This window comes from Flavobacterium psychraquaticum, assembly GCF_034497725.1.
GTDB classification, from domain to species: domain Bacteria; phylum Bacteroidota; class Bacteroidia; order Flavobacteriales; family Flavobacteriaceae; genus Flavobacterium; species Flavobacterium psychraquaticum.
In genome coordinates, this window is sequence record NZ_JAXKVR010000024.1 from 117,340 (window position 1) to 137,293 (window position 19,954).

16 protein-coding genes are annotated in these 19,954 nt (G+C 31.0%); 1 reads left to right on the forward strand and 15 read right to left on the reverse strand.

Annotated elements, in window-relative coordinates; all coding sequences use genetic code 11:
- Window positions 1–18: 18 nt before the first annotated feature.
- From T1L09_RS03880 to T1L09_RS03945, 14 genes are all read right to left on the reverse strand, one after another.
- Entirely contained in the window at window positions 19–975 is a 957-nt protein-coding gene (locus tag T1L09_RS03880) for a YihY/virulence factor BrkB family protein (protein ID WP_322549633.1), read from the reverse strand.
- 10 nt (window positions 976–985) lie between these two features.
- Entirely contained in the window at window positions 986–3,043 is a 2,058-nt protein-coding gene (locus T1L09_RS03885) for a PAS domain-containing protein (protein WP_322549634.1), read from the reverse strand.
- 134 nt (window positions 3,044–3,177) lie between these two features.
- A complete protein-coding gene (locus T1L09_RS03890; protein WP_322549635.1) occupies window positions 3,178–3,624 on the reverse strand; it encodes a response regulator in 447 nt (148 codons plus the stop codon).
- A gap of 11 nt (window positions 3,625–3,635) precedes the next feature.
- Window positions 3,636–4,196, reverse strand: a complete 561-nt coding sequence (locus tag T1L09_RS03895) for a helix-turn-helix domain-containing protein (RefSeq protein ID WP_322549636.1) — start codon at window positions 4,194–4,196, stop codon at window positions 3,636–3,638.
- Window positions 4,197–4,283: 87 nt separating this feature from the next.
- Window positions 4,284–5,027: an MlaD family protein gene (locus T1L09_RS03900; RefSeq protein WP_322549637.1), complete on the reverse strand. Its 744-nt coding sequence runs from the start codon at window positions 5,025–5,027 to the stop codon at window positions 4,284–4,286.
- A gap of 6 nt (window positions 5,028–5,033) precedes the next feature.
- Complete coding sequence (locus T1L09_RS03905) at window positions 5,034–5,777, reverse strand: ABC transporter ATP-binding protein (protein ID WP_322549638.1); 744 nt, start codon at window positions 5,775–5,777, stop codon at window positions 5,034–5,036.
- Window positions 5,774–6,577 carry an MlaE family ABC transporter permease gene (locus T1L09_RS03910; RefSeq protein WP_322549639.1) on the reverse strand — a complete coding sequence of 268 codons (804 nt, stop codon included), beginning with the start codon at window positions 6,575–6,577 and terminating at the stop codon, window positions 5,774–5,776. The genes T1L09_RS03905 and T1L09_RS03910 overlap by 4 nt, the downstream gene beginning before the upstream one ends.
- A gap of 133 nt (window positions 6,578–6,710) precedes the next feature.
- Window positions 6,711–8,981, reverse strand: coding sequence for a translocation and assembly module lipoprotein TamL (gene tamL / locus T1L09_RS03915; RefSeq protein ID WP_322549640.1), 2,271 nt, complete (start codon window positions 8,979–8,981; stop codon window positions 6,711–6,713).
- A 1-nt stretch (window position 8,982) separates the two neighbouring features.
- Window positions 8,983–13,971: a translocation/assembly module TamB domain-containing protein gene (locus T1L09_RS03920; RefSeq protein WP_322549641.1), complete on the reverse strand. Its 4,989-nt coding sequence runs from the start codon at window positions 13,969–13,971 to the stop codon at window positions 8,983–8,985.
- A gap of 20 nt (window positions 13,972–13,991) precedes the next feature.
- Window positions 13,992–15,197 (reverse strand): NAD(P)/FAD-dependent oxidoreductase, encoded by a 1,206-nt coding sequence (locus T1L09_RS03925; protein ID WP_322549642.1) that lies wholly within the window; start codon window positions 15,195–15,197, stop codon window positions 13,992–13,994.
- Window positions 15,198–15,235: 38 nt separating this feature from the next.
- Window positions 15,236–16,354, reverse strand: coding sequence for an AI-2E family transporter (locus T1L09_RS03930; protein ID WP_322549643.1), 1,119 nt, complete (start codon window positions 16,352–16,354; stop codon window positions 15,236–15,238).
- A gap of 75 nt (window positions 16,355–16,429) precedes the next feature.
- Window positions 16,430–16,615 carry a CsbD family protein gene (locus T1L09_RS03935; RefSeq protein ID WP_322549644.1) on the reverse strand — a complete coding sequence of 62 codons (186 nt, stop codon included), beginning with the start codon at window positions 16,613–16,615 and terminating at the stop codon, window positions 16,430–16,432.
- A 24-nt stretch (window positions 16,616–16,639) separates the two neighbouring features.
- On the reverse strand, window positions 16,640–17,113 hold the full coding sequence (locus T1L09_RS03940) for a Dps family protein (protein ID WP_322549645.1): 474 nt from the start codon (window positions 17,111–17,113) through the stop codon (window positions 16,640–16,642).
- Window positions 17,114–17,224: 111 nt separating this feature from the next.
- Entirely contained in the window at window positions 17,225–17,866 is a 642-nt protein-coding gene (locus tag T1L09_RS03945) for a porin family protein (protein ID WP_322549646.1), read from the reverse strand.
- Between the two features lie 317 nt (window positions 17,867–18,183).
- Between T1L09_RS03945 and T1L09_RS03950 the strand changes: the two genes are divergently transcribed.
- The gene (locus T1L09_RS03950) at window positions 18,184–18,963 is read left to right on the forward strand and encodes an alpha/beta fold hydrolase (RefSeq protein ID WP_322549647.1); all 780 of its coding nucleotides are present in this window, start codon (window positions 18,184–18,186) and stop codon (window positions 18,961–18,963) included.
- Window positions 18,964–19,133: 170 nt separating this feature from the next.
- On the opposite strand, the gene T1L09_RS03955 is transcribed toward T1L09_RS03950, so the two are convergent.
- Window positions 19,134–19,847, reverse strand: coding sequence for a DUF4197 domain-containing protein (locus T1L09_RS03955; protein WP_322549648.1), 714 nt, complete (start codon window positions 19,845–19,847; stop codon window positions 19,134–19,136).
- Between the last annotated feature and the right edge of the window lie 107 nt (window positions 19,848–19,954).

Here is a 19,954-nt window from a genome sequence, read left to right on the forward strand (position 1 = left end):
GTATTATAGTGGACAAATTTACTCGAGCGGTTTTTTCTTTTCTTCCTCTTGTAAGGATTTGGAATCAGAAGTGATTTCGACTTTTTGAACTATTTCAGCAAATTCTGAGGGTTTAATAGCAGTTGAAAATTCAATGGCATAAAATTTTGCAAATGTTGCTCCTAAGTACAAAATCACCGATGAATAATAAACCCAAAGCATTAGAATAACAATAGAACCGGCTGCACCATAAATTGTATTAATATTTGAACTAGTAATATAGAACGAGATTCCAAATTTACCGATTAAAAAGAGTAATGTGGTTGTAATAGAAGCCAGTCGAACTTGGCGCCATTTAATTTTTGCATCGGGCAGAATTACAAATATAGCCGCAAATAAAAGTGAGGTAATGAGTACAGTGACGAATATATTTACAGCATAAAGCACATAAATTATAGTGTCTGAATAGCGCTGCGTTAAGTATTCTTGCAGCGAATCTAATAATGTTGAAAAACCTAAGGCGACTAACATTATAAATCCTAAACTTCCAATGACACCGAATGATAATAGGCGATTTTTGATAAATAGCCATAATCCGGAACTTTTCTTTGGACGAACACCCCAAATGGTATTTATGGAATCCTGAATTTCTGCAAAGAGGGAAGTCGCTCCAAATACCAAGGATCCAATTCCGATAGCTGCGGAAAGTGTATTATTGTTTGATAAAGTCAAATTTTGAATCATTTCTCGCAATTGACTTGCAGTAGATGCGCCTACATAATCTTTTGCATTGTTGAAAATCATATCTTCAATCATTTCTTTTCCCCAGAAAACGTCGAAAATGAAAAGGACAACAAGTAATAAAGGGGCAAGAGAAAACACAGTAATATAAGCTAATGAAGCACTGATTTTAAGAATTTTGAATTCTGAAAACCCTACTGCTGTGTTTTTCAGCACTTTTATAAAAGATTTCAAATAGGATTTAACTTGACTCATTTTTGGTTTTTTATAAAACTACTGGAATAAAAACAATGAAACTAGCGCCTTCATTAGGTCTGCCAATGGCTTTTATATAACCATTATGATTGCTAATAATTTTCTTACAAATTGCAAGACCCACACCGGTTCCAGGATAATCAGTTTTAGCGTGAAGTCTATTGAATAACAAGAAAATTCGCTCTGAATATTCAGGAGAAAAGCCAATTCCATTATCGCTAAAAACTATTTTGTGAAATTCACCATGCGATTCATCGGTATAATTATCTTCTTTTATTTTTACTTTTTCGTAGGTTATTGTGATAATTGGATCTACATCCATTTTTCTATATTTGATCGAATTGCCTATTAAATTCGTGAAAAGTTGGTGAATCTGATAAGGAATTCCACTTATTTGCGGTAATTCCGGTGAAATAATTATAGCGTTATTTTCTACAATGGTTTCTGAAAAATCTGCTTTCACTTCTTCCAAGATTAGGTTTAAATCAATGTCTTCAAATAAACCATCTGATTTATTGGTGCGTGAATATTGCAACAAGTCATCAATTAAAATACGCATTCTTGTTGATGCTTTAATAATACGAGTTAAATATTCTTTTCCTTTTTCACTGAGATTATCCCGCTCTACCTCATTGATTCGCGATATAAAAGTTTGAATTTTTCGCAAAGGCTCTTGTAAATCGTGACTTGCAGCATAGTTAAATTCTACAAGTTCTTTATTAGAACGTTCTAGTTCCATATTTTTTTGATTTAAAATATGGTTATACGTCACATCATCAGTAATATCTTGTGTTGTTCCAATCATACTTTTGCTACCAAAAGAATCAACATAGATTTTCGCGGTAGTTCTAAAATGTCTAATTTGACCATCCTCTTTAATAATTCTAAAATTTATAGCAGGTAATTCTTTTCCTTCCTCAATATTTTTGTTAGCAACTAAAATAATATGTTTATCATCAGGATGAACGAATTGCAATTTCTTTTCAAAAGAGGGCTGGAAAGATTGAGGTTCAAAACCTAAAAGTCTAAATTTATTATCTGAAAAAATAAATTCTTGGGTTTCAATATTAAAGGTCCAACTTCCATACTTACCTAATATTTCGGCTTGCCTGCTAGATTCATCGTAAATCGTTAATTTCTTGTTGTATTCTATTAAATCTGCATTATTTTTTTTAATATTTTCGGTGTATTCTTGCTGTTCCGTAATATCTTGTGTCGTTCCTACCAATACATCTTCTCCAAAATTATTTTGAATTGAGATTCCGGTAGCATGAAAAAAGCGAACTTCTCCATTTTTTTTAATAATGCGATAGGTATAATTAGGTAAAGCTTTTTTATCAATGATTTCAGAAGACTTACGCTTAACAAATTCCAAATCATCTGGATGAATTGATTTTAAATAACTTTCTAAGGTCGCTTCAAATTCATCAGGCTCGTAGCCCAATAACCGGTATAAATTATCTGAAAATTGATATTCGTTTTTATTCATATTAATTTGCCAACTACCGAATTTACCTATTATTTCTGCTAACTTTTGTGCTTCATTAATTACCAACAAACGATTATTTGATTTTTTTAAAGTACTTAAGTCCTTATTGATTTTAATATAAGCAACAACAATTAAAACAAGTGTAATGATGACAATTAATAAAGCATAGAAAGGAGTATAATAGGATGTGTCATTGAAATATTTCTCCCTTTTTTGAAGTAAATAATCTTCTAACTTAGACATTTCGGAAGCTTTTTTCCGAATGTTATCCATTGATTTTTTACTGTTTTGAATGAAGTATTTCTCCGTTCTATTTTTTTTAACATTGTAGATTTCAAGATAGAAATAGCGAAGTGCTATTAATTTATTTAATTGAACTAAATTGTTTTGTTGGGTATTATTATCTACAGTTAATTCTTTAATTTTTGAAAAAGATAGATCTACAGAAGCTCTTGAATCATTAAAAGTTTCTAAAAATGATTCGTCATTATAAAGCAAATAACCACTATAACCCGTTTCTGCATCTTTTAAAACAGACATAAGTTTTTCAAGTTCCAGTTTCACTTCATATGATTTCATTACTAATTTTGTTGATTTATTAAGGTCAACAATATGTTTATAGGTAATAGAAGCCGTAAAAAAAATGGAAGCTAATGAAATTACAAAAGCAATATTTAGAAAAAGCCGGGAATTGAAAGTGTTTATTAATTTAATCATAATCGTAGTAAAAAATTATCTTTGTTTAACCCGGAAGTATGATATTGCCAGTTCAGAGTCACTACTTCCGACAATACTTTTTTCAAGGTGTTAAAGTCGCTTGGCTTTTTGATGTAAATATTGGCGCCGTGCACAAAAGTATTTTCAATATCATCTTCGCTAGAAGAGGTGGAGTAGATTGCAATTGCAATATCGTCGAACTTTTTATCTGCTCTAATTTCTAGTAAACATTCAAAACCATTTTTGCGTGGCATATTTAAATCTAAAAATAATATATTAGGTAAAATTGTTTCGGGATTGGTAAGATATTCCATTAATTCTACGCCGTCATTGCAAGTAGAAACGCTTGTATTTATTTTTAATTCATCAAAAGCGTCTTCAAAAAAAAGACGATCATCGACATCATCATCTGCAAGGGTTATGATCATAAATTCTTTCTGCATAAATGTTTTTTTTAAAGGTTTTTGATAGCTATTTCTCTGCGCTTCATTACTATTCTTTGAAATGCCGATGGCGTAATTCCAGTAATGTTTTTAAATTGGGTGCTTAAATGAGCCACACTCGAATAATTTAATTTATAGGCAATTTCAGTTAAAGTCATTTGATTGTTAATAATCATGTTTTTTGCCAATTCTATTTTTTGAATAATTATATAATTTTCTATCGATGTGTAAGTGATCTCAGAAAAAAGATTGGACAAATAACCATAACTATGATCTAATTTTTCAGCAAGATAAACCGAACTTTTAACAGCTAACGGTTCTTCGCAATTAACGAGTTCTGATATGGTATCTTTTATTTTTTGCACTAGAATACTTTTTTGATTTTCAATGATTTCAATACCATATTCATTCAAAATAAGTGTCATTTCATCAATTTTTTCTTGTGAAACTTTTTCTAAAAATTCAATTTCACCAAATCCTATAATTCGAAATTTAATACCAAAAGGAGTTATTAAATACTCCAGTAATTTTTTTGTTAAAACGTTTATGTCAAATTTAATAAATGCTTTCATAGGGAAGTTTTCGTGTAAATTTAGTAAGATTTATTTAGAAAAAACTAAATTACTAAAAATACAGTAGATTTCATATTGTTGTTAGAATCACTTTTTAGATTTTTTTTCTGCTGCTTCTTTTTCTGCTAATTGCTTAGCTTCTTTTTCAGCTCTTTCTTTTGCTCTTTCTTTCTTTTTAAAATAACCTCTTAATAAGAAATTATGCTTAGCAGCTTCCATATTTTCGTTTAACCCTTTAGAACTTTTTCTCAAATTTTCCATCGTAGCATCTAGATTATTTGCCATTGATTCGTCATTTATTAATCGACCTAAAGTTCCTTCACCTTCATTAATTTCAATCAATAAAGTAGCTAATTCATCGGTAACTAGTTCCGCATTTTCAGCTGTAACTTTTATACTAGCAATAACATCACTAAATTCTACAGGCTCAAAAGAACCAATTTTCTGACCATCTTTAATCGATTTTAAATTAGAACTACCTTGTGATATTACTAAGATTTTATCGCCAATGACACCTTCCGAACTAATTGAGGCTTTACTATCGGTTTTTATAAATTTTTTGGTGTCGTCTTTAATGCTCATTGCAACTTTTACTGTTGAATCGTTGATGATCTCTATTTCATTTACGGTTCCAATATTAATTCCCGAAAAGCGAACAGAATTTCCAACTTTCAAGCCACTTGCATTGTGAAAAGTAGTAGATATTTTTATTTCGGAAGTAAATAAATTTTGTTGTCTTCCAATTAAGAAAATAATTCCAAAAAAGAATAAAAGTCCTATTAATACAAACAGACCTAATTTTTTCTTATAATTTGTGTTAGTGTTTTCCATGTTATTTTATTTAAAAAATGATTTAATATAGGTGTCTTGATCTGCTTCAAATTCTTGCAAAGTTCCTTCTTTATAAACAGCTCCATCTTTGAGCATAATTATTCGGTCGGCAACGGCTTTCACACATCTAATATCGTGCGAAATAATAATGGATGAGGTTTTATATTTTTCTTTAGTTGTGTTAATCAAATCGCTAATTTCGTCTGATGTTATGGGGTCTAAACCCGTAGTTGGTTCGTCATATAACAAGATTTTCGGATTGTTAATTAAGGTTCTTGCTAAACCAATTCTTTTCTTCATACCCCCAGAAAGTTCAGAAGGCATCTTATCGATCGCATCCGGAAGACTAACATTTTCGAGCGCTTCAATAATTTTTGCTTCTATATTGTCCACAGTAATTTTCTTTTTACTTCGGGTTAACGGAAAAGTCAAATTTTCTCTAACAGTCATGGAATCATACAAAGCAGCACCTTGAAATAGAAAGCCAATTTTTTCTCTAATAGCCATTAATTCTTCTTCATTTTCGTTGTTAACTTCTAAATCAATTACCTTAATAATGCCAGAATCAACTTCTAATAAGTTAACAATGCATTTAATTAAAACCGATTTTCCACATCCTGATTTTCCTAAAACTACTAAGTTTTCATTTTCGTAAAGTTGTAAGGTAACACCTTTAAGCACTTCATTACTACCAAAACTTTTAGTCACATCTTGAATGTCTATTAATACTTTTTTGTCGTCGTTTATCATAATAAATCAGTTATTTGTACCGCAACTAAATCCACGATAATTACTAATAATGATCCTGTTACAACTGCTGAGTTTGCTGCAACTCCTACACTTTCTGTTCCTCTTTCGGCGTTATATCCTTTATAACATCCAACAATTCCAATTACAGCACCAAAGAAAAACGATTTAATTACAGCCGGAATAATATCAATAAATTCCACGGAAGCAAAGGCTTGATTCACAAAAAGCACTAAACTCACATCGTCTTTAATATTAACACCAATCCAACTTCCAAAAATACCAATTACATCAGCATATAAAGTCAAAATCGGAATCATCACAGTTGCCGCTAATACGCGCGGAACTACTAAATATTTTATCGGATTTGCGTTGGAAACTTCCATAGCATCAATTTGTTCGGTAACGCGCATTGAACCCAATTCGGCTCCCATACTCGAGCCTATTTTTCCAGCACAAATTAAGGCTGTGATAACGGGTCCCATTTCTCTAATTAATGAAACAGCAACCATTCCTGGAAGCATAGTAACGGCACCAAACTCAACTAATGGTGGACGAGATTGAATTGTTAAAACCAATCCAATGATAATTCCTGTAATTGAAATTAACCCTGCAGATTTGTTTCCAATAACGAAACATTGTTTGAAAAACTCTTGCCATTCGAAGCTTTTAACAAACGTATTTTTAAGAATAAGTTTTAAAAAAGCCATTACATCTGCAATTTTAATTAGAAAGTCAGTAAACTTCTTTTTAAAACTTTCGAAGACATATAATGGGGAAGGAATTGCGTCGTTTTTTTTCATAATAAACTGTTATAAGATGTCTTAACAAAGCTATAACAGTATTATGTTTTTAATTTATGCAATTTTTTGAATTGTTTATATAATTATAAGATTTTGAAAGTAAAATTAGAATATTAAAAGTTGATTATTGTGCTTAGAAAGGATAACCAATAGCTAAATTAAACATCAAATTATCTTTTCGCCACGTTTTATCTAAGGGTGCGAAATTATTAAAATCCTTGGAAGTAGGATATTTTAATGGAAAAGCTAAATCAGTTCTTAACACTAAAAACGAAAAATCAAAACGCAAACCAACTCCGGTTCCGATGGCTAATTGTTCCATAAATTTACTGTTAATTTGTGCACCTGGTTTATTTGAATTTTCATTTAAAAGCCAAATGTTTCCCGCATCAACAAAAACGGCTCCTTTGATGAAATTATAAATTTTCCCACGAAGTTCTGTGTTAAATTCTATTTTAATATCTCCAGATTGATCAGGTACAAAATTATTATTTGGATTGCTTTCAATAAATATTCCAGGACCAATAGAACGTGCTCTGAAAGCTCGAACACTATTGGTTCCTCCTACAAAAAACTGTTTGATATAAGGGAGTTCTTTTGAATTTCCATAAGCATAACCAATTCCTATTATCGCTCTACTGGCAAGTTGTAATTCGCCTCCTAAATTAAGATAATGCCTAAAATCAGTTTCTAATTTTGTAAATTGACTGAAGGTAACGCCTAATATTTCTTTCTGATCTACACTAGAGTTCGCTCCCATAACTAGACCTGCAAAATTCCCAGAGAAATCTAAACTACCTTTAAAATAGAAAGTGTGTTTCTTTTGTTTTTGCATTGTATTTGTAAAGGTATAAGAATAAGAAGGTCCAAAAATAAGTTGCTCTTCAATTACCTTTTCTAAAGAAGAATTAATTGCAATTTGTTCTTTGTACAAATCAGAAACACTACTAGAGTTCACATAAGTAATTTCTGTTAATTTTAATTCGTGTTCTTTGCGTTCGCTTTCTTTCCAGAGGTAACCAAATGAGCCTTTAAAGGTATTTAAATGATATAATTTTGTACGTACTTGGTTTTCGTAGAACAAATTTAATTTTGTTCTAGGTACAAAGCCACTGGCAGATGTTATTTTGAAAGGCACAATAAATCTGGGCCAAATTAAACTAGCTTCACCACCATAGCGATACACATTAAATCCCTTATACTGTCCTGAAAATTGGGTTTCAATTCCTAAAAATGTACTCAGTGTAAAAAGTTCGGCACCTCTAAAAGCATTTCGATTGCTCCAATTCATATTAATTTCAGAACCATTGTAGTTGGCAGAATTCGTCTTGGCTAATACTTCTAATCGAATTGATTTTCTTGGTAAAGGGGTCAAATAATAAGTCGCATCCAAGTAACCATCTTTTCCTTCTACAACGGTAAATTGATTCTTTACAAATTTGAAAGTTCCTAAAGTAACCAACCGATTTAAAGATAAATTGTGATTGGTTCTATTGTATAAATCGTCTTTATGAAAGTACAAAGTGCGATCATAAATTTTAGGTTTAAACATTTTTTCTCGATCATATATCTTAAAATCATTGTAAACGAAAGCAGAATCCTTATTGTTATTTAGTGTGTCATTAATAGTGAAATTTGGATAAATTATAATGTCATTAATGCGATATTGTTTTTGGGCTACAGCCGGAATTTCATTCTTTACTTTCAGAATCAAATCGACTTGATGATTAGAAACTGTAGAATCTACCTGAACTAAAATGTAATCAGCATCAAAATAGAAAAACCCTTGCTCTTTTAAACGTATATCAATTCTTGAACGTTCGTTTTTGATGAATTGAAGGTTATAAGGTTTACCAACTTTTAGTAAAGTTTTATCCATTGCTTTGCTAATTTCACGAGAAAGTACTGTTGAATCTGTTGGATAACTTATCGATTTGATGGTATATCTTTTTCTTAAAGTAACTTTATAGTTCGCTTTTGCTTTTTTTTCTTTACTAATAGAATCAGCAATAGTTGTAGCGTTAAAGTAACCTATATTCTCCACATAATTTTGAATAATATCGGAGTTATAATCCAAATCTACTTTACTAAAAAGCACAGGTTCTTTACCTAATTTGTATTTGAGCCAATGTCTAAATCCTTTTTCCTTTTTAACATCTCCTGCTAGATTGTAAAAAAATAAAGAAGGTCGTATTCCAAAAATAGATTTATTTGGTTTTGGAATCAATAACTGCTTTACTTCATCTTTAACTGCATTTTTTTCGCGTTTAGAAATGTTTTTATCTTCAATTTTTACTTTCGCACCTGTGTATAAAAAATCACCTTCAGGCACCGCTTTTAAACCAGTACAAGAAGAAATAAGGGCTATGAAAACCATTAAGATAAGAAGTTTGTAATATTTCATCTTATTGTTTTTTAGTGACAGGTTTGTTTTTTTTAATTCTGTGAAAAAGTTCATCAAATTTATCATAGTCCATAGTAATTATAAAAGCTACCCCAGTTTCAATCACTTGACCTTGCAATGCAACTTGATAATTATTTTTCCGATATGCTCTCAATTTATACCTTCCGTCTTTAGATAACAGATAATCTGCCGATAGGTCGCCTGCAATTCTGCTAGCTTCTTCGTTTTCTCTTGGTGTGCCTTCCAATCCAATATTACTACCAATAGAGACTTTTAAGCGATCGTTCAATAATTTTTTAGACAAACCAACTTTTAAATCGGTTCTATTTTCTTTAATTCCAGAAGTGTAATCTTCCGTAGATTGCAAGTCGAAATCCAATTCCACACCACTAATTAAATCACCTGCTAAGTTGTTTAATTGCTGTGATAAAATTTTACTAGCACTTTGGCGGGCTAGGGAAGAAGCACTAAAACCACCCACTTCACTCTCAAAAGGATTCTCGCCAATGAATCTTCCTAATAATAAAAGTGCAAAAACTTGTTTGTTTAAGGCATCTTCTTGTTGTCTTATTTGTGCCAACTTAGCTTTGGTAGTATTGATTACATCTGCCGAAACACTATTGTTTCCTTCGGGTAAAATAATGTCGAAAGTAATTTTTGGTTGCAACAATTCACCGTCCATTTTTAGCTCGGTTTCGAAAGGAATTTTTTGTTTGTATGTATTTCTAACTTCTGGCGTAACTGTTCCAAGTTGATCAGCTACTAAGTCTATTGGTGCAACATCGGCTTTATAAATTGCGGTTACGCGAACATCGGCTAATGTTGGCTCACCTTTCCAAAGAATATAACTTCCGGGTTTTATATCAAATTTACGTTTGATTAAATTAAAACTCATTTCATAAGAACCTCCAGAAAACTCATATTTTCCGGTCAAGGAAGTTTTTCCGGAAGCATCAATGCCACCTGTTAATTCTGCTTCGCCTTTTAATTGCAAGAAATCACCATTAGCTTTATCAATTACAATTGAAATCTCAGCATCTTTATCTACTTCAATATTTACCGATGCTTCAATACCCGTAACTGCAGTTTGGCTTAATTTTTTAGTTTCTTTTGAAGGATCATATAAAATGGGTTGATCTTGGTCAATAAACTCAACAACGCCTTCACGGTCTGCAATCGAAGGTTCTGTTTGCGGCAAAACAACAGAGAATTTTGTATCCTTATTGATCTTGACAGATCCATCAATAACAGGACTATTTAAAGTGCCTTTAATTCGAATATCATTGTCTAAATACAATTCGCCATAAAACAAATCATTGTCTTTTTCGGTCGAACGAATGGGGTTGAAATTATTAGCTACTAAAGATAAATCTAAGCCTAAATTTGAAAAATCAGCACTATTGATTACGCCATCCAAAACTAAATCATTATTGTTTTCATCTTGAAGTTTGAAGCTTTTAAATACGATTTGTTTGTTTCTAAATTCAATTTTGTCACTTGGTAGTTTGAATTTTGTGTTCAATGTTTTAACACCAAAACCAACTTCATTAAAGTTGATTATTCCTAGAATATCAGGCTGACTGGCAGTTCCTGTAATAGCTAGATTTCCATTTAAAAAACCAGTACTTTCTGTTAAATTCCCAAAAGTAAAAGCTTGAATGCTCTTCATATTAAATTTCTCGATGGCTAGTTTTAAATCGAAAGTTCCACTTCCAACTTGATAATTCCCATCTAGATTTACTAAATTGTCGTAACCTGTTATTGCTACCGAAGCATTGTAAATGCTAGCCGTTTTATTATCGATTTTTATTTTTAAATTCCCAACAGTATCTTGTTTAATTGCAAAATTTTCAATGGCCAAATCTGCTACAAAAATAGGTGAAGTTTTCAAATTTGTAATTTGTGTACTTCCATTAATTTTACCACCAACTTCAAAATCACTCGCTACAATATTTGTAAGTGTGCTTAAATTAAAGTCTTTAAAATCAACATTTATTGGTGCGTTTGGTTTTTCATTTTCAGAATTCACAGCAAATTCATTAGCACCATTTGTTAAAAGGAAATCATTAATATAAATGCCGTTTGCACCCATTTTTATTATATTATTGTCAGCAATAGTCCACTTCTCATAATTCAATTTCAAGTTGTCATTGATGAAAGCAATTTCAGAATTTCCATTGACTGTTTTAAGTGTTCCTGCTAATAAATAGCGTTCTACATCTTTGATATCTTTCAATTGCAACACGTAATCAATAGTATTGTCTTCTACTTTACCAGAAAAATTAGTATAAGGCAATTGGAAAGACGTATTTTTTAAATCATCTACGATAAAGCTATAGACCAAAGCATTTTCTTTTTTTTCTATTTTTAGTACAGCATTCGTAAGAATATTTCCGTTGTAATCAATTTTTGGAATTAATCCATTTATTTGAAGGGTGTCGTTTTCAGAATTGTATTTCCCTTCGAATAAAATACCCGACATATTTTTTAATCCCGGAACCAATTTTTTAATTAGAGGTTCATCTTTCAACTGAATTTTGAAATCTAATTGTTGCGGTTCCGTTTTTGCTGTTTTTGTAACGTTTAAATCATAATAATTCGAAATCGAATTTAGCAATGCGTCTTGAAGTTGTGAGATTTTAAACTTTCCATCCAATTCCACATTTGTAAATTGAGATTCTAGTTTGAAACTATTTTTTTCGGGTGTATTAATCGCAATTAAATTCAAAGTGTCTAATGGAAATTGTTCGTTTTCTAAAACTACCAATGTATTAGAAATGCTCAGTTTTCCGTTTAAATTGTCTAGGTCTAGTTGATCAAAATCGGCATCAACATCGCCTTTTAATTTAAGATAACCGGCGTGAAGATTCAATTTTCTTAAATCGGCAATATCTAAATTTAAACGCAATTTCAGAGAAGGGTATTTGCCTTCAAATCCACCATTAGAAACTAAATTGAATTTTAGATTTTCATCGTTGGAATCAATTTTCGCTTCGTAAACTCCATTTTCTAATTTTCCGTTTACAGTAATATCTTGGTAAGCATATTTATTAAATTCCGCTTTTGTAATAGTTGAATTTATGGTTGCATTTGCCGTTTTCGGATTCAATCCATAACCTTTCACATCGGCTTGAACAGATAATTTTCCTAAACTTTTATTCTGTAGAAGTGCACCCAAGTCAAACTCATCTAACCAAGCTTTTGCGTTATATTTTTCTTTGTCTTTTATAGTTTGGTCAAAATTACCTTCTACTTTGGCATTTCCCATGGAACTGTTTACCAAAAGATTTACATCAAAATCTGAAATTTTTCCTTTGAATGTTCCTTTAGTAGCAATTTGTGTTGGCAATTGAATCGTGTTTGGAATCGTTCCATTTGGTACCAAACTATAAATGTCTTTTGCAGTAGTTTTTATGTTTTTAATAGTAATGTCGTAAAAAGCATTCTCAGCTCTAGGCAATCCCTTAACCGTTCCTGAAATTGAAGCATAAGTAGTTCCAATACCGCTAACTTCTAAATTAGGAATGTTTAAATCGTTTAACTTACCGTAAACTAAACCATCAATTTTAAGGATTGCATTTTTATTCGAACGGAATGGCTTTGTATTTTCAAGTTCTGGCACAAAAATTAAAATGTCACTAACCGCAACTTTGCTGTTTTTTAAAGATGCTTTTACACTTAGTTGCTCTAAATCTTTACCTAATGTTTTAATATTGGTATAATTTGCGATTAGTTCGTCCTTAATTTCAGTTTTAGGCGTTTTAAAGTACAAGTTTTTTAAATAAGCTACACTGGTAGAATAATAAAAATCAGTTTTCAAATCTTCCACAATCAAACCGCTTTTGTCTTGTACTGAAAATGAATTCAATTTTCCAGAAGTTAAAGTTGAAGTATATTTTAAATTATCAGCGTCAAGATTCAAATTCGTTAAATCTAAATGGGAATAATCAATTCCTTTCAAAGATTTTTTTCTGCTTTCATCATCGAATTTGAAATCTACTTTGGTTAATTTTATTTGCTCTGCCTCAATTTCCCAAGAAGTACCTTCAGTATTTTCTTCTTTTTGATTGGCGATGTTTTGTTGTTCATTTTTTCCTAAAAATACAGTTCCTTCTGTTTCATTTAGGTAGAGTTTTTTAATTTTAATTTTTTGATGCCTTAAATCTATTTCCTTAAAATCAACTTTTAATTCTTTTAGTTTAATTCGTGTATCAAATTTTGAGTTTTCTTGTTTGTAAGTAACGTCAATGTCAGTAAGTGCTGTGTGTTCGTTGGAAATGCTAAAAGGCCTGTTGTTTACTTCTTCCTTAATCGCTTTGGTTGATTTAGAAGTAGCTTCGGCAATTCCTTGATTTAATTGCAATTTTAAACCGTCTATTTTTATTTTAGGCACATCAAAAGATAAATTATCCAAATCGAATTTCTTTACTTTTGTATCGAAATGTTTCAATTTAACGGAGAAATCGTTTTTAGAAACGGCATCGTCAAACACTACTTTTATATCATCCAAAACAATTTTAGAGACTGAAATCACCATTGGTTTTTCGTCTTTTTTAGGGGGTTCTTTAGAAGCAAAAGCATCAAGAATATAATCAAAATTGAAGATTCCTTCTTTTGTTTTAGTAACGTTTGCAGTAATTCCGTTAAGGTTTACAGAATTTATTTCTAATTCATTACTTAATAATTTGAATAAGCTGATGTTCGCAACAATCTTCTTTCCATAAAGCAAAGTGTCTTTTTGTTGATCTTCGAAATAAACTTCTTCTAGGATGATATTTTTGGGTAAACCAATCTCAATTCTTCCTAAGGATACTTTAGTGTTGATTTTAGTTTGAAGAAATGAAATGGCTTGATCTTTTGCAAAATTTTGCACCATCGGAATTTGTAATGCAATTACCAATAATAAAAATAATCCTATTACGGAACCAATGATCCACAATAGAATTTTTGTTAATTTTAGTGCTACTTTTTTTACTTTATCTTTTTGCATACAGATTGTTCATGTAAAAATTATCTTTCAAATCTGAAATATTCCGCTAATTTGTTTTTTTTGCCTTTTAGTAAATCAGAAATTATATCCATTCCTAGTACCGAAAAAGTAATTCCATTACCACCAAAACCAAGTACAAATAACGTGTTTTTGAAATCAGAATGTTCACCGATATAAGGTAAACCATCTTTCGTTTCAGCAAATGTTCCTGCCCAGGAATAATCTGTCTTAAAGGAATAATCTGGTAATATCTTTTTCAATTTTTTTTCTAATCTACTGGTTTTATAAGTAAGCAGTTGATCTCTTTTCTTACCGGTAGTAAATTTAATATCTTCACCACCAATCAACAAACGATTATCATCGGTTGTGCGTAGGTAAAGATAAGGTTGCGCCGTGTTCCAAACTAATGTATTTGTTATTTTTTTTGGAATTTCTAAATTTTGTTCACAAACTAAAGCATAAGTGGCTAGTAAGTTCGCAATATGTTCTTTTATTAGCTGAGTCCCTTCAAATCCATTGCAGTAAATGATTTTCTTAGCAGAAATCACATAATGATCTTCCGTAATTACTTGAATTCCTTTTGAATTATAAGTAGTGTCTTTTATTGCTGTTTTGTCATAAACAGCCAAACCTTTTTTTGAATTGAAGTTTAGTAGTTCGTGGCATAAAGTATAAGCGTCGATACTAGCGCCATCTTTTGATAAAATGCCTCCAAATGAATTTTTAATTTCGTATTTCTGTTCAATAGCTTCTGCTTCTAACCATTTGACATCAAATCCTTCTTTTTTTCGAGCTTCATATTCTTGCTTTAACCAAGGAACATCTTTTTTATAAGACGCAAAATACAAGGATTCTTTCTTTTTAAAACCACAATTAGAATTGATTTCTTTAGTAATTTCTTCCAATTTTGAAAGAGATGCTAAACAGGCTTTGTAACTTGCTGTTGCTGCATCATTACCAATTAATGTTTTCAATTTGTATAAGGGAACGTCAATTTCATATTGTAACATTGAGGTGGTAGCAGAAGTACTTCCGTTAGCAACGTCTCTTCGATCAATTATAGTAGTTTTGTAGCCCTCTTTTATGCATTGATGAGCGATTAAACTTCCTGTAATTCCTGCACCAATTATTAAAATATCGGTTTCAATATTTGCAGTTAACGAAGGATAGGAGTGCGGCATTCCGTTTTTTACCAACCAAAAAGGTTCATTAGATTTTAAATCCATAGTGCTATTATTTATCTAAAACAATTACCTTACTATTCTTACTTATTTTTTTCTTTTCTAAGTTGTTTCCAAATTTTCAATCTTCTTCTTGCCCTGCTTTTTAGAAATTCATCAGTTGGTTCTCCTAACAAAAAGCCATAAACTTGAAATCTTGCCGAGTGATCAAATAAAACTTTTAAACTTGCGGTAATGGGTAAGGCTAAAATCATTCCTGAAGTTCCCCAAAGCATTGCAAAAACTACAAAAGAAAGGATTGATACAAATGCATTAACACTCACTTTTGACCCTGTAATTTTTGGCGTAATTATATTACCTTCTAAAATTTGTATAAAACTAAAAATAGCGACTACGCCAAATGCGTACCAATAAGAGTCTTTGGTTGCAAATGCCACTAAAGCCGGTAAAAGCGAGCCAATTAATATTCCGATGTACGGAATTAATAGGAGCAAGGCGCACAAAAATCCAAAGAAAAACGGAAAATCTATTCCTAACAATAACAAACCAGCAGAATTTAACACACCAACGATGAACATTACGGTGATTAATCCTACTAAATAGTTTTGTTGTACATCATAAAGTTTCGTAAGAATTACTTTAGCATCTTCTTTAGAACAACGTTTCTCACATAAGCTATAGATAAAACTGATGAAGAATTTTCGATATAAAAGAAAGAAAAACATGTAAAGCGGCACAACAATCATATTGCCAAAAAAACCACCAGAGGCCATAAGAAAACCAGTGATGTTAGAGAAATTGTTTTCCACCACTTTCTCCATCTTCATATTTTCTGATTCAATAATTTTGTCCGTTTTAATTCCGGTTGATACTTCAGCTTTATGAATTAGCGGTTTCATTTTCTTTTCGATCTGGGAAATATAAGTATCACTTTTGGATATAATTTCATTAAATTGAACACCAATAAATGTGAAGACCGCTAATATTGCCATACACAAGAAAAGCACCGAAAACGTAGCCGAAAAAATCCTATTGAATCTAAGTTTTCGCTCCAAAAAATACACTACCGGAAAAATTAGCACACTCAAGATAATTGAAATCAATAATGGTACTAAAATTCCTTTTAGCATATAGGCAGTAAATACTACGGCTATCACTACAAAAAAATCAAGTGCAAGGTGTGGTTTTGTTTTATTTTCCATTCGGTTCTTTTTAATTTAAAAAAAAGGAGCTTTCTATAGTATAAAAAACTCCTTCTCTTAAAATGATACTAGATATTACATATCAGCAATCATTTTTTTTACTTCATCTTTGGTTTTTCCAACTTTTTGTTGAAGTCTACCATATAATTCATCTTCTTTACCTTCTTCGTAAAGCAAATCATCATCTGTTAAATCTGCAAATTCTTGTTTTAATTTACCTTTAACTTCGTTCCATTTTCCTTTTAATCCTGTAGTGTTCATAATAGTATAATTTAAAGTTAATAATTAATTTGAATATTTTCGTAATTGCCATGAAATATCTTCATGAATCTTTAGTATTCCTGTTAAAAAATCTTCAGTTACAACGTCATCCGTTTGCTCTCCAACTTCATCAATTGATTTTCTAATTTGAATCATCACTGTTTCGTGATTGGTCAATAGCTCATCTAACATTTGTTTTTGCGTATTTGAAGATTCTGTATTTTCTTCAATTTGACCGTGTTTAATAAAGTCTTGCATACTCCCAATGGCTTTTCCGCCTAGAGCACTAATTCGTTCTGCTACTTCATCTGCTGTTTTTGCAAGTAAATCATAATGGCTTTCAAACAATTTATGCAATTCCATAAAGCTGTTTCCTGCGATGTTCCAATGAAACTTTCTCGTTTTCACATACAATAACATTTCGTTGGCTAACAAAAGTGTTAAGTTGTCAATAGATTTGGTTAAATCTTTTTTTGGTAATCCAATTTTAGCTTCCATTTCTAATTTTTTTAATTTGTACTCTATTAAAATGTTGTAACAAAGCTACTAATTATAGCATTTTTCCTTGTTACAACATTTTTGAATATTTTTATAGCATTTCAATAAGGATTAGAATCTATATCCTAAAGAAACTTGAATAACTTTATTTTTGTAACGTGGTGAGTTTGTATCACCATCTTCATTAGTTTTACTTACATCCCAACCTAATCTTGTTCCTAAGACAAAATTTTGATAATTGAAATCAACCCCAACCACAGCTCCAAAAACTCCTTTTTTGTAATTATCGCCGTTGATTTCTTCTTCATCTATTGTAGAGTTCCCGTTTAATTCATACTTAGTATCTAATAAGTAAGAAAATTGAGGACCAGCTACAATAGTAAAATATTGAGATGGTTTAACTTGCAATAATACTGGAATGTCTAAGTAAGATGAAGTTACTTTATAGTCGTAATCAATTCCTAAAACATCACCACTACTTTTAAATCCTTTTTGAGAATACATTACCTCTGGTTGAATACCAAAAAATTTACCTAAGGGAATAGAAACGAAAGCACCCGCGGCTAATCCTGTTTTTCCGTCAGCTACGAAATCATCTCCTTCCTCATCATAAACGTTAGAGAAGTTGACTCCGGCTTTAATACCAAATTTTAATTGATCTCTGTCGTCTGTGCTACTTGTTTCTTGTGCAAATGACATAGAGGTCATTAATAAGACTACAAGGGTTGCTACTTTTGTTGTTACGTTTTTCATAGTGTTTGTTTTTTTATAATTATTATTATGGTACAAATATCCAACCTATAGTGTGCACAATTGTTACAAGAATTTGCATAATGTTTATACAATTACAACTGATGTTAGAGTAATTTTTAAGCAATTCTTTGATTATAAGTGGTTTGTGTGCTTTTGTGGGGTTTTTCTAAAATGTGTTTTTTGAAATAATTTACGATGAGTCTCTTTTTTATTCGTAATTACAAAACAAATGAAACGATTATGCGGAAATTTAAATTTAAGAAGTGTTTAGTTTTGCACTCGATGGTAAAAACGTATATTTGACCAAAATTGAAAATTTGATATCTTATACTATATATAACAACGAATCCAGTTCGGAATGGGTCACTTTTGTTCACGGAGCAGGAGGGAGTTCGTCTATTTGGTTTAAACAAATTCGTGATTTTCAGAAACATTTCAATGTCTTATTGTTAGATTTAAGAGGTCATGGCAATTCAAATCAACAAATAAAAGAGGCGTTCAAACAAAAATATACATTTGAATCTATTGCCATAGATATAAAAGAAGTGATTGATCATCTAAAGATTGAAACATCGCATTTTGTTGGAATTTCCCTAGGTTCAATAGTAATTCGCCAATTGGCCGAAATGCATCCTGAACGCGTGAAGACAATGATTCTGGGAGGTGCTATTTTAAAAATGAATTTCCGTTCACAGGTTTTAATGCGATTAGGAAATACTTTTAAATACGTTTTACCTTATTTAGTATTGTATAAATTTTTTGCTTTTGTGATTATGCCTAAAAAGAATCATAAAAATTCTCGCTTGTTATTTATTAATGAAGCCAAGAAGTTATATCAAAAGGAATTTATCAAATGGTTTAAGCTTACGGCCGAAATTAATCTGGTTTTGCGTTGGTTCCGACAAGTAGAATTAGATATTCCTACTTTATATGTAATGGGTGAAGAAGATTATATGTTTTTACCTTCAGTAAGGCAAGTGGTTTCAATTCATACAAAAACTGCTGAATTAATAGTAATTCAAAACTCGGGACACGTGGTAAATGTCGAACAAGCTTTGGTTTTTAATGAATCAGTAATTGCATATTTAAAGCGATAACTTATCTTATATAAACAAAAAAACTCCGACTTTCGACGGAGTGATTTATCTAACTAACTCTAACCAAACGAGAAAAAACTATCTTTATTACAGTGCAAATATCGGAAGTTATTTTTTGTCCAATGTTAAGAATATGTTATTCTTATGTTGTTGATTGTTAAATTTTTAGATTATTGTTTTCCATCTTGCAGTGCGAAAACTTTTTTCAATAAATTAGAGCTTCTAGCATTAAGATTTGTTCTAATGTCTTTTTCTTCAACTGCTATCATTTTGAAAACACCTTCCATAGCTTTGCTTGTAGTATATTCCGTTAAATTTGGATTTACTTTTTTCACTAAAGGAAGACTGTTATATTTGGTGATGATTTCACTCCAAACTTTATCTGCTCCAACTCTAGTATATGAACTCTGAATAACCGGAGTAAATTTCGCTTGCAATGAAGTTGTTGTGGTGTTTTGTAAATAATTAGTTGCTGAACTATCGTTTCCTAACAAAATGTTTTTTGCATCGTTAAATGACATTTGTTTCACCGCATCAACAAAGATTGGAGTAGCTTCTTTAACTGCATCTTCCGCAGCACGATTGATTACTTTTAAACCTTCATCCGCTAATTTGCTTAAACCAATTTGACGTAATTTTTTATCAACTACTTTTAATTCTTCAGGCAAGAAAATTTTAACAGCTTCATTTCTGTAAAAACCGTCGGTAGCAGTTAATTTAGAAACTTGCTTGGTAATTCCATTGTTCAAAGCTTCTTTTAATCCACTTTCAATTTCAGCTTGACTCAAAACTCCGGTTCCTTGTGGCAATTGATCCATTACTTGTTGCATTTCTGCACATCCAAATAAACTAAAAGCGACTAAACTCACTACTATTTTCTTCATAATTTTTTTTATTTAAAAATCTTATACGCAAATATAATGCCTTTTTTTATAAAGGATTTTTTTTAAGTAGTTTTGAGGGGATTAAAATTATTAAATTCGTAAATTGC

What these genes read in the sequence shown, in the direction of transcription:
- T1L09_RS03925 (WP_322549642.1), bottom strand. Translation starts at nt 15,197, where the DNA reads ATGGATTTAAAATCTAATGAACCTTTTTGGTTGGTAAAAAACGGAATG.
- T1L09_RS03940 (WP_322549645.1), bottom strand. Translation starts at nt 17,113, where the DNA reads ATGGAAGCTAAAATTGGATTACCAAAAAAAGATTTAACCAAATCTATT.
- T1L09_RS03910 (WP_322549639.1), bottom strand. Translation starts at nt 6,577, where the DNA reads ATGAAAAAAAACGACGCAATTCCTTCCCCATTATATGTCTTCGAAAGT.
- T1L09_RS03930 (WP_322549643.1), bottom strand. Translation starts at nt 16,354, where the DNA reads ATGGAAAATAAAACAAAACCACACCTTGCACTTGATTTTTTTGTAGTG.
- T1L09_RS03890 (WP_322549635.1), bottom strand. Translation starts at nt 3,624, where the DNA reads ATGCAGAAAGAATTTATGATCATAACCCTTGCAGATGATGATGTCGAT.
- T1L09_RS03905 (WP_322549638.1), bottom strand. Translation starts at nt 5,777, where the DNA reads ATGATAAACGACGACAAAAAAGTATTAATAGACATTCAAGATGTGACT.
- T1L09_RS03935 (WP_322549644.1), bottom strand. Translation starts at nt 16,615, where the DNA reads ATGAACACTACAGGATTAAAAGGAAAATGGAACGAAGTTAAAGGTAAA.
- tamL (WP_322549640.1), bottom strand. Translation starts at nt 8,981, where the DNA reads ATGAAATATTACAAACTTCTTATCTTAATGGTTTTCATAGCCCTTATT.
- T1L09_RS03880 (WP_322549633.1), bottom strand. Translation starts at nt 975, where the DNA reads ATGAGTCAAGTTAAATCCTATTTGAAATCTTTTATAAAAGTGCTGAAA.
- T1L09_RS03920 (WP_322549641.1), bottom strand. Translation starts at nt 13,971, where the DNA reads ATGCAAAAAGATAAAGTAAAAAAAGTAGCACTAAAATTAACAAAAATT.
- T1L09_RS03885 (WP_322549634.1), bottom strand. Translation starts at nt 3,043, where the DNA reads ATGAAATCATATGAAGTGAAACTGGAACTTGAAAAACTTATGTCTGTT.
- T1L09_RS03900 (WP_322549637.1), bottom strand. Translation starts at nt 5,027, where the DNA reads ATGGAAAACACTAACACAAATTATAAGAAAAAATTAGGTCTGTTTGTA.
- T1L09_RS03895 (WP_322549636.1), bottom strand. Translation starts at nt 4,196, where the DNA reads ATGAAAGCATTTATTAAATTTGACATAAACGTTTTAACAAAAAAATTA.
- T1L09_RS03955 (WP_322549648.1), bottom strand. Translation starts at nt 19,847, where the DNA reads ATGAAGAAAATAGTAGTGAGTTTAGTCGCTTTTAGTTTATTTGGATGT.
- T1L09_RS03945 (WP_322549646.1), bottom strand. Translation starts at nt 17,866, where the DNA reads ATGAAAAACGTAACAACAAAAGTAGCAACCCTTGTAGTCTTATTAATG.